A 9,080-nucleotide genomic window follows, 5' to 3' on the forward strand; every position below is an offset into this window, starting at 1 on the left:
AGGAGCCGATCCCGGTGGCGACCGAAACCCCACGTGGACTGCTGGTCGCGGCGCTGCGCGCAAGCAGCCGGCGGGTGTACTCGATCAACCCGATGGGGGTGGCCCGCTACCGGGAGCGGCACTCGGTGTCGCGCAAGAAGTCCGACCACGCCGACTGCCGGGCACCACCGGCCGCCCACGACGCCATGGCGGCGAATTCATCTTCGGCGACCCGGCCAGCTGAGGAGACCCGGACGTCGCCACGACCACCGACACCCGTCTCTACGGCACCGCGACTGCCCGGGCCTGGCACCGGCTGTCCCGCGGCTGACCCACCGCACCGCCTGGACCGCCCAGCACGGCCCACTGCCGATCATCGACGGCACCGTGATCCTGCTGATCGTCGACCGGCTGCCCTCCGGCGCCACCGCGAAACCCGTCTGGCTCTGGTGGCCCCAACCCGCCGCCACCACCGCCGAGATCGACGTGCTCTGGCAGGCGTTCCTGCGCCGCTTCGACATCGAACACGCCTTCCGCATGCTCAAACAAACTCTCGGCTGGACCAGCCCGAAACTGCGCGCCCCCCACGCCGCCGACCGCTGGACCTGGCTGGTACTGGCCGCCTACACCGAGCTACGCCTCGCGCGAGGCGCCGCCTGCGACCTCCGCCGGCCCTGGGAACGCCCGGCACCACCTGAACGGCTCTCACCCGCCCGCGTCCGCCGCGCGTTTCGGCACCTACGCACCAAAGCCGGCAACCCCGCCGCCGCACCAAAACCGAGCCGACCAGGCCCTGGCCGACCACCCGAACACCCGAACTGCCACCGAGCAGCCCGCCACGACGTCCACATCGTCACAGCCGCCGCCAGCAACAAGCCGAACAGCAGCACCAAAAAGCGAAGACCTCGAATAACCCGAGGCCACGCCGCATCTCGTCGAGCACGGCGATCAGCTCCTTGTGGCTGGTCAGCTCGGTCAACGGGACCCGGTGCGACTCGAAGGTTAAAGATCAAGGTAGCGTGGATCACGGCCACCGGCGTACGCCGTGGCGGACCACGACGGTGGGGGCACTCATGCTGCGGTTCGGCTTGTTCGGCACCGGTCACTGGGCGGCGGAGACGCACGCTGCGGCCATCGACGCCCACCCCGGGGCCACCCTGGCCGGGGTCTGGGGTCGGGACCCGGCGAAGGCCGGCGCTCTGGCCGCGCGGCACGGCGTACCGGCCTTCGACGACGTGGACGCGCTGCTCGGCGCGGTCGACGCGATCGCCGTGGCGCTGCCGCCGGACGTGCAGGCCGAGATCGCCGTCCGGGCCGCCGCCGCCGGCAAGCACCTGCTGCTGGACAAGCCGTTGGCGCTGAGCCTCGCCGAGGCCGACCGGGTGGTCACGGCCGCGCAGGCCTCCGGGGTGGCCTCGGTGGTCTTCTTCACCCAGCGGTTCCACCCGAACGTCACCGGCTTCCTCGCCGCGGCTGCCGCGGCCGGCGGCTGGCAGCATGCCCGGGCCACCATGTTCGCCTCCATCTACCAGCCGGGGAACCCGTACGGGGACTCGCGGTGGCGGCGGGAGCACGGGGCCCTGTGGGACATCGGGCCGCACGCCTTGTCGCTGATTCTGCCGGTGCTCGGCCGGGTCACCCGGGTGGCCGCGATGAACGGCCCGAGTGACCTGGTGCACCTGCTGCTGACCCACGACGGGGGCGCCACCAGCATCCTGTCGCTCACCCTGGACGCGCCGGCCGCGGCGGTCACCCGGGACTTCGTCTTCTTCAGCGAGAACGGCACCACGACCGTCCCACCCGGTGACGGCAGCGCGCTCCGGGCGTTCGGCACGGCGATCGACCAGTTGCTAGAGGAGGTCGAGGCGGGCACCCGGGACCATCGCTGCGACGTCTGGTTCGGCCGAGAGGTGGTCGGGGTGCTGGCCGCTGCCGAGACGGCCCGTGCCGAGGGCCGCACCGTCGATCTCTGAGCCGGCCGACCGGCACGCGGTGGACCAAGGGTCGCGGTCGTCCCGGCCAGCGGCGACGGCGACCTGGGCCACGGCGGCGGCGAAGGGCCGGTCAGGCCAGGGTGTTCAGCGCCTGCGCCAGCGCGGTCCGGCTGTCGAACTCCTCTACCGGCAGTGCCTTGAGCATCTGCAACATCTCGGTGCCGCCGCCGTTTCCTGGCACCATCGGATGAGGTCCTCCCGCGAGACCGGGTAGTCGAGCCCGGCCAGGAACTCCTGCCACTGCACCCCGGTGACGGTCATGCCGCCCCGCGTACCCGCTTCCCTCGCCGCCATGCCCGCCGGTGGCGAAGGCCCGCCGGGTGGCGGCGGGCAGGCCCGGGTGGGGGCGGTTTGCCCGCAGGGGTCCCGGGTAGCCGCGGGCATGCTGGTACAGCGGCTCGGTGACCCGAGCGACTTCGACCCGTTGCTGGACCGCGTCCGAGCCGCCCGGATCGTGATGATCGGTGAGGCGACGCACGGCAGCTACGACTACTACCGGTTGCGCGAGTAACTGACCCGGCGGCTCATCGCCGAGCAGGGCTTCGACTTCGTCGCGGTGGAGGGGGACTGGCCGGACTGCGACCGGGTGCACCGCTCGGTGGTGGGTGCCGCCGACGGGGCGGCCGACCCGGTGACCGCCCTGGAGGCGTTCGACCGCTGGCCCACCTGGATGTGGGCGAACGCCGAGGTGGCGCGCTTCTGCCGGTGGTTGGGCGCGTGGAACCTGGAACGGCCGGCGCGACCGGTGTGGTCGGCAGAGCCGTAGCGTGACGACGGCCGACGTGCTCGACGGTGGCGCGCAGCGCCCCGCTGGCGGCCAGGTCGACATCCTGCCGGTTGTTGCACCACGACCAGTCACTCTGATGTCGCAGCATCTCCCGCACGTAGGGATCGCACAGCACTCCCTCGCGGTCACCGTCTTTAGGGCGGGTGGTCGCATCGACCACCTTAGCAGCGAACAGCAACGCTGCGGCGCACCTCGTCGGCACCGACGACACATCTACCTGCGTCAAACCTTTAACCGGGAACACGACGCCACAACCATGTGGCCCGCCATATCCGCTGCGGGTAGGATGCGCGCTCGGCGAAGGGGACCGCCTTACTCTCCCTGCGTGGAACTATCCCTCGACTCTGCGTTCGCGGTCTTCGACGCCCAGGACTCCGGGTGCGTCTCCTACGGCGTCGAGGCGTCCGGACGCCGCTGGTTCGTCAAGACCGCCACCACCGCGGCCAGCCGCCGTTCCTTGCTGCGGGCCGCCCGGTTCCACGCCGCGGTCCAGCACCCGGCGATCGTGCGCCCCGAGCATGTCCTCGACGGGCCGACGCTGGTCTACCCGTGGCATGACGGCACCGTGCTGAACCACGCCACCGTCCACGGCTCGGACCGCAGCGCACTGCACCGGTTCCAGCAACTGCCCCTGCCCGACGTCGAAACGGCCATCGACACCATCCTCGACGCGCACCTGGCCGTCACCACCGCCGGCTACGTCGCGGTCGACCTCTACGACGGCTGCTTCCTCTACGACTTCCACGCCCGCCGACTCCGCCTGATCGACCTCGACGAGTACCGGCCCGGGCCGTTCACCCTCGACACCGACCGCCTCCCCGGAGCCCGCCGCTACATGGCCCCCGAGGAATTCGTCCGCGGCGCCGTCATCGACCAGCGCACCACCGTCTACACCCTCGGCCGCGCCATCCACCACCTCCTCGACTCCCCACCTGGCTGGCGCGGCTCCCGCCACCAGATGCAGGTAGCCGTGAACGCCACCGCCACGACACCTGCCGACCGATACCCGGACGTGGCAGCACTCACCGCCGCCTGGCGCACCACCCTGCCGAGCGCGTAGCCCGGGAGCGCGCATCGCGATCTTCGATGATGTGCGCGGTGTGTGCTCTCCAGCGGATGCCACCCTGGGTGAACCGGTGCCAACGCGGGTCACTGCGGCCCACGGCCGGTCGCAAACCGGGGTTCGTGTGCTCTAGGTGTGGTCCTAGGCTGGGCGAACGGGGGTCCGGGGAACGTGGGTAAACGTGGGCCACTCCCTGCCACCCCAGGTGAACCCCCAGGTCGCTAGACTAGGCCCTCGCGCCCTCGTAGCTCAGGGGATAGAGCATCGGTTTCCTAAACCGTGTGTCGCAGGTTCGAATCCTGCCGGGGGCACCAGGCAAAACGTAGATCCTTTGATCTTGCGCCTGCCCGCTTGGCATCACCTTGGCATCACGACTTCTGCGACACGCCGATTTCGGGCTGCCAGATCAGGCCCGGTGGGGCCCCAACTCCCACCGGGCCGACAGCCCGGCCTACCGAATCCGGTGCACGTTCGAACCGCGCTCACCCACCTGCGCCGATCGCTTGTCCAGTACCGCCTGGGCGCGGGCGAGGGTGCTCTCCGCCGACCGCGCGGCGGCCAGCTGTCGCTCGGCTGCTCCGACCCGTCTGGCCGTCGAGCGAGCGAGCCGGCTCACCGCGGCGACATCGACGCAGTGCTCGTCGAGCGCCTTGCGCATCGCGTTGAGAGCGTCCTTGACCTCGTTCAGGGCGGCCGTGGTCTCGGCCAGCTCTTCCTTCACCGAGGACAGTTCAGGGAGCCTGGTCGCTCGGTAGTTGCCCTCAAGGAGAGCGGAGCTAAGGAGCAGGCAGAGAGCCGTCAGGAACAGTAGGACGGCGAGGGCGGTAGCCGTAGCCAAGACGGCGTCCGACGCTTTGATGCGGAAGATGAACAACGTGGCCAAGCCGCCGACGATCCCGAACGCGAACAAGCCGGTGATGTAGCCGGCGATCCTCCAAGCAATGACCTTGCGCATGGTGACTCCAACCATGGTTGAGCGCGGGGAAGGTTGGAGGTACGGAACCTCCCAGGCGGGACGCCGTCCGGGCGTCTGCCCTCGTGTGGCCGTTGCGGGGGCCGCTGAGGGTTGGTCAGGCCGGACGCGTGCCGGGAATCGGCTGGCGGCCGGCCGCCGCACTGTTGGAGTGGTGCATCGTTCCCAGCGCTACCAGTTGCGGCAGCACCGGCGAGGCGGCGTGCAGCATGCCGGACCCGGCGGTGGGGCTGGGAGAGCTGATAGAAGACTGCGCAGGCGGCTCGGCGGGCTGGTTGTGCTGGTGCGCCCCGTCGCCAGCCGGCCAGGAGCTGCCATCAAGGCTGCCGGCGACCCGGGTAACCCCGCCGTGCGCGCCGCGCCGCTGGTCGACTGCCGTTCCCCCGGGTGCCACTACGTGCGTCCCACTGGCGGCGGCCGGGTGAAGCGATGCGGGACTGGGGGCCGCCGGTTGGCCCGCTGAGCTGTCGTCCGGACTCATCGGCGTGACGGTGGGAGGCGCGGTCGGGTCGGCGGGCAGCGGTGGATTCCTCAAGATAGGTCCGGTCACAGGCCCGATGGCGTCCGTAACCGGCCCGAGGATCGGCGAGAGGACCGGCCGCAGCGGTTCCACCACCAGTTTCACTGTGGGAGCCAGAATCGGCCACACCGGGTCGACGACGCGCTGAACCAGACCCCCGGTCGAGACCAGCACGCTGTCGACGACAGGAACCCGGCGGATCTCCTCAGCGACCGGACGCGTGGCCTCCAAGAGCGGGTCCGTGACGGGAGCGGCGGCACCGGCTGCCGCATCGGTCAGCTCGCCGAGTGCGCCGAGGACCGGCCGGGGCCGCTCAGCAGATTCGGTTCGACGAGGCCCGGGCGAGCCAGGGGCCGCCGGGCGCTGGTGGCGAAGCGTGCGCGAGGTGGCCGTGTCGCCGTGGTCGGAGTTCGCCGGTTTCTCGGCGGCGCCGCGGGCCGGCTCGGCGGTGTTGTCTCGGTGCGGGTCGCGGGCTGGACGCGCGCCCGGGTATGTGCCCGCCTCCGCCGGGGGACGGTCGGTGCGTGTCCGTGGTGCGGACGGGAGTGAGCGTGCGGGCACCTCGGGAAGGATGACGTCGACCAGGCCCTCGATGCCCTCGACGAGGTTCTTCACGACGGTGGGCCGGGGCTTTTCAGCTGCGGCGGCGTCCTGAGGTGCCACGGCGTCGAAGGCGAGAGCGGCGCCGATCATGCCGAAGGTGAGCGCGGCTAGGCGGAGGCCGAGGCCTACCCGTCGCTTGCGCATCGCAACAGCACCCCCCGACGGCTGAGAAGACAGAACCCGTCGCAGGGAGCACGAGCCGTCGTGAGCGGCAAGTCCCATGGACGGGATAGGTGCCTACTTTTTCTCGGATCTTGCATGTTGCAATCCCGAGCGGAACAACTATTCGCGATTTGCACAGACGGAACAACGCCTCGAAGTCACCCTCACCGCCAAGCATGATCACTAGAAGTGAACACGGGGTCGTGAACTCCTAGGAAGCCGCCCCGCCTGGGCGGCCACTGCTCACGTTCCGTGCTTGCCACCGGAGCAGAGCGGCACGATTCGAGTCGCACGCTCCCAGTAGGGTGCCCCAGGGGGCAGACTGTGATCCGCAGGGCGGCCGCGCGTCCGTAGTCGACATCGGCCGGCGACTGACGTCACCGCCGCCGACGTCGCGGCTGGCGGGCACGAGCCAGCGCCACAAAAGCGCTCGCCTGGACGATTGCCGCAGCGATAGCCGCATTGCGCGGGGCGTCCCACCCCTGCCACACCTCATCGCCAGCGATCCAGAACACGGTAAACAGCGCCACCGCGACACAAGCCCGGACCAGTAGCCGGGTCCGAGCTGCCACAACGTGCCGGGGCAAGTGCCGACGCATCCGCACCGCTCCCGGGTTGTTGCCGTTATGGGCGACGTTGTGCACTGGACGCTCGGCGATGATCGCCGACCGCTCCGCATCCAGCACGTCGGCCTCCGAATGCCACACCTGCGGATCCCGTTCCCAACAGGCGACGTCCGGCGCCCACGTCTTCTCGTTCAGGTGCTCGGCCCACCGGGCGACAGCCGTGCGCTCGGTGATCCCGATGTAGAGCAACCACTGCCAGCCGCCGAGCATCCAGGCCAGGAACCGCCGCCGCCACCCGGACTCGCGGGGCAGGTCCCCCCAGGCCCGGTACATGCGCCACTCCCCGCATGGCGCCCAGGAGACAGGACGAGTCGCGGCCCCACCCCATCTGGACGTTCGTCCCGTCATCGGTCGTCCGCCTTCAGATGCACAATCACGGGAGCCGGGATGAACCGCTCGACCCGCTGAGCGCCGCGCTCGGTGTACTGGTGCTCGACGTCGACCACGCGGTAGCGGCGGCGGCCGCGGAGCGTGTGCTCCAGGACCACGGCCTGGCCCTCGTTCGGCACGGCGCCGCTTTTCGTCTCGCCAACCTCACGACCGTCGAGGTGGAAGTGCAGGGTCATCAGCATCTCGGGCTCCTACGAGTCGTCGCCGCGGTAGACGTAGACGCCGCGCGGCCCGGCAGGCTGGTGAATCTTCCGTTCGTCGACGGCCTTCTTCAGAGCCGGGTAGATGGAGGTGCGTTCCTCCCACGCCGTGCCCTCGGCGGTCATGCGAGCCAGGATTCGGCCCGGCTTGATGCCGGCCGAGCCGGCGTCCTTGATGATCTGGAGCATCCGGTCGTAGCGGCTCACCTTGCCGGGCTCCTCCGGCTCGGACGGCTTGTACTCGACCTCCTCGGCGGTCGCCTTGTTGAAGTGGGAAACAATCGCTTCCCACTCCTCGGCGTACGGGTCAGGCCGGGCATTCGCCGGCTGACCGTCGCGCGCCGGGCGGGTGCGCTTGCGCTCGAAGAAGCGGCTGCTGCGCGGCCTGTCTCCGCGGGGGGCCTGCGGCTTCCCGCCAGCCGTAGGGATGCGCGGCTTCGTTGTCGCTGGCACGCCGGCCGCCACCAGATCGTCATCGCCCGGAGCCTCGTCGTCGGTCCAGTCGTCTTCGAGGTTGTCGCTGTAGAGGTGAGCCGCGCGCTCCTCGCTCCAGCGATCGGTGTAGCCCTGGCCGTCGCCGAGCGCCCGCACCGCAGCGTCGACATCGGCGGCGCCTGCCGGGTCGAGCGGCGCAGGGAACAGGGCGTGCTCCTTCGCCGCGCGGTAGATCAGGTCCAGGCACTCCTGGTCGTCGCCCATGAAGAACGACTTGCCAGGGGCGATGCGACCGCCGTCGCCGTTCTGCACGAGCACCGCACCCCGGGTGGCGAAGTTCTTCAGTTTGGTCAGCAGCTTGGCCGCCACGGTGTTGCCCTGGAACACCGACTGGGCGTCCTGGGGGTTGGTCACGCCGAGGCCGATCCTCATCTCGCACTGCGACTTGAGGTCGCCGCCGCCGGTCATGGTGACGGTCGCGCGTTGGGTCGCCAGGACGAAGTCCACCGCCTCGCTGCGGCCGAGCTGGATGCACAGGGTCAGCAGTGCGACGAGGTCGCTCAGCTTCAGGCGGCCCTGCGGCTTGGCGTGTCGGCCGACGAGCGCGGCGACCTCGTCGCAGATGATGATGACGGCAGGGCGTCGGCGGGACGGCTTGACCTTAGTGCCGCCGTAGCCGGCGTTGCTGCGCTGCTCGATGAGGGCCTTCGCGGCGGTCAGCATCCGGTACGCCTCGGCGGCCGTCGTGGCCACCCAGTCCAGCACCGGCCGCTTGACGGTGCCGTCCAGCCACGGGCGCAGCCAGGGCTTGGCAGCCCGGCCGCCCTTGAGATCGATCATCCACAGCACGACGTCGGTGCAGCGCGACAGCTGGTAGATGATGACGTTCAGGAGGTTGGTCTTGCCTCGGCCCCTGACACCGACGATCAGCGCGGCGATCTCGCGCAACCGCAACAGGATCGGCGCGCCGTCGGCGAACAGGCCCACAGGGAACGCGTCATTGACCGACAGCTCGGTGTGGTCCTCCGGCATGGGGAGGGTCTGGGTGAGGATGTCCTCGACGTCGAAGTAGATCCACACCTCGCCGGCAAGTTCCCGGCCTCGGTTGTCGACGGCGGGCTCCACGGTGATTGACCCGGCCGCCATGCCGGCGGCGATTTCGAGGTCCTCGGCCTTATTCGCCAGGGTCCGGGCCTTGATCCGGCCGTTCGCGGGCAGGGACATGTTGACGGCGAAGCCGGCGCGGGTGGGCACCCGATCCCGGTAGCGCATGCCCTTGATGCCGATCGCGGCGAGTAGGGCCTCCCACTTCGCAGCCTCGGGGTTGACCGGGGTGGTGGGGGCGGGC

7 protein-coding genes, 1 tRNA gene and 3 pseudogenes are annotated in these 9,080 nt (G+C 70.3%); 5 read left to right on the plus strand and 6 right to left on the minus strand.

Going from position 1 to position 9,080, the window contains the following annotated elements:
- Window positions 1-145 precede the first annotated feature (145 nt).
- Together ABD52_RS41565 and ABD52_RS04275 are read left to right on the plus strand one after the other, a co-directional pair.
- Window positions 146-908: pseudogene (locus ABD52_RS41565) on the plus strand (transposase); the annotation flags it as partial.
- Between the two features lie 144 nt (window positions 909-1,052).
- A complete protein-coding gene (locus tag ABD52_RS04275; RefSeq protein WP_047890835.1) occupies window positions 1,053-1,952 on the plus strand; it encodes a Gfo/Idh/MocA family protein in 900 nt (299 codons plus the stop codon).
- Between the two features lie 91 nt (window positions 1,953-2,043).
- Here ABD52_RS04275 and ABD52_RS04280 read toward each other — a convergent pair.
- Window positions 2,044-2,234: pseudogene (locus ABD52_RS04280) on the minus strand (DUF2795 domain-containing protein).
- Between the two features lie 121 nt (window positions 2,235-2,355).
- Here ABD52_RS04280 and ABD52_RS38060 point away from each other — a divergent pair.
- The 3 genes and pseudogenes from ABD52_RS38060 to ABD52_RS04295 all read left to right on the plus strand — a co-directional run.
- A pseudogene (locus ABD52_RS38060) lies at window positions 2,356-2,709 on the plus strand (erythromycin esterase family protein); the annotation flags it as partial.
- 376 nt (window positions 2,710-3,085) lie between these two features.
- Window positions 3,086-3,820, plus strand: a complete 735-nt coding sequence (locus ABD52_RS04290; RefSeq protein WP_235437331.1) for a serine/threonine protein kinase — start codon at window positions 3,086-3,088, stop codon at window positions 3,818-3,820.
- A 241-nt stretch (window positions 3,821-4,061) separates the two neighbouring features.
- Window positions 4,062-4,137: transfer RNA gene (locus ABD52_RS04295), tRNA-Arg, on the plus strand.
- Window positions 4,138-4,274: 137 nt separating this feature from the next.
- Here ABD52_RS04295 and ABD52_RS04300 read toward each other — a convergent pair.
- The 5 genes from ABD52_RS04300 to ABD52_RS04320 form a co-directional block, all read right to left on the minus strand.
- The gene (locus ABD52_RS04300) at window positions 4,275-4,778 is read right to left on the minus strand and encodes a hypothetical protein (RefSeq protein WP_152748182.1); all 504 of its coding nucleotides are present in this window, start codon (window positions 4,776-4,778) and stop codon (window positions 4,275-4,277) included.
- Window positions 4,779-4,893: 115 nt separating this feature from the next.
- A complete protein-coding gene (locus ABD52_RS04305; RefSeq protein ID WP_047890839.1) occupies window positions 4,894-6,063 on the minus strand; it encodes a hypothetical protein in 1,170 nt (389 codons plus the stop codon).
- A gap of 395 nt (window positions 6,064-6,458) precedes the next feature.
- A complete protein-coding gene (locus ABD52_RS04310) occupies window positions 6,459-6,980 on the minus strand; it encodes a hypothetical protein (protein ID WP_047890840.1) in 522 nt (173 codons plus the stop codon).
- 71 nt (window positions 6,981-7,051) lie between these two features.
- Entirely contained in the window at window positions 7,052-7,279 is a 228-nt protein-coding gene (locus ABD52_RS04315) for a hypothetical protein (protein ID WP_047890841.1), read from the minus strand.
- Between the two features lie 9 nt (window positions 7,280-7,288).
- Window positions 7,289-8,986, minus strand: a complete 1,698-nt coding sequence (locus ABD52_RS04320; protein ID WP_152748183.1) for a hypothetical protein — start codon at window positions 8,984-8,986, stop codon at window positions 7,289-7,291.
- Between the last annotated feature and the right edge of the window lie 94 nt (window positions 8,987-9,080).

The organism is Micromonospora sp. RV43 (genome assembly GCF_001029515.1).
In the GTDB taxonomy this organism is placed as follows: Bacteria; Actinomycetota; Actinomycetes; order Mycobacteriales; family Micromonosporaceae; genus Micromonospora; species Micromonospora aurantiaca.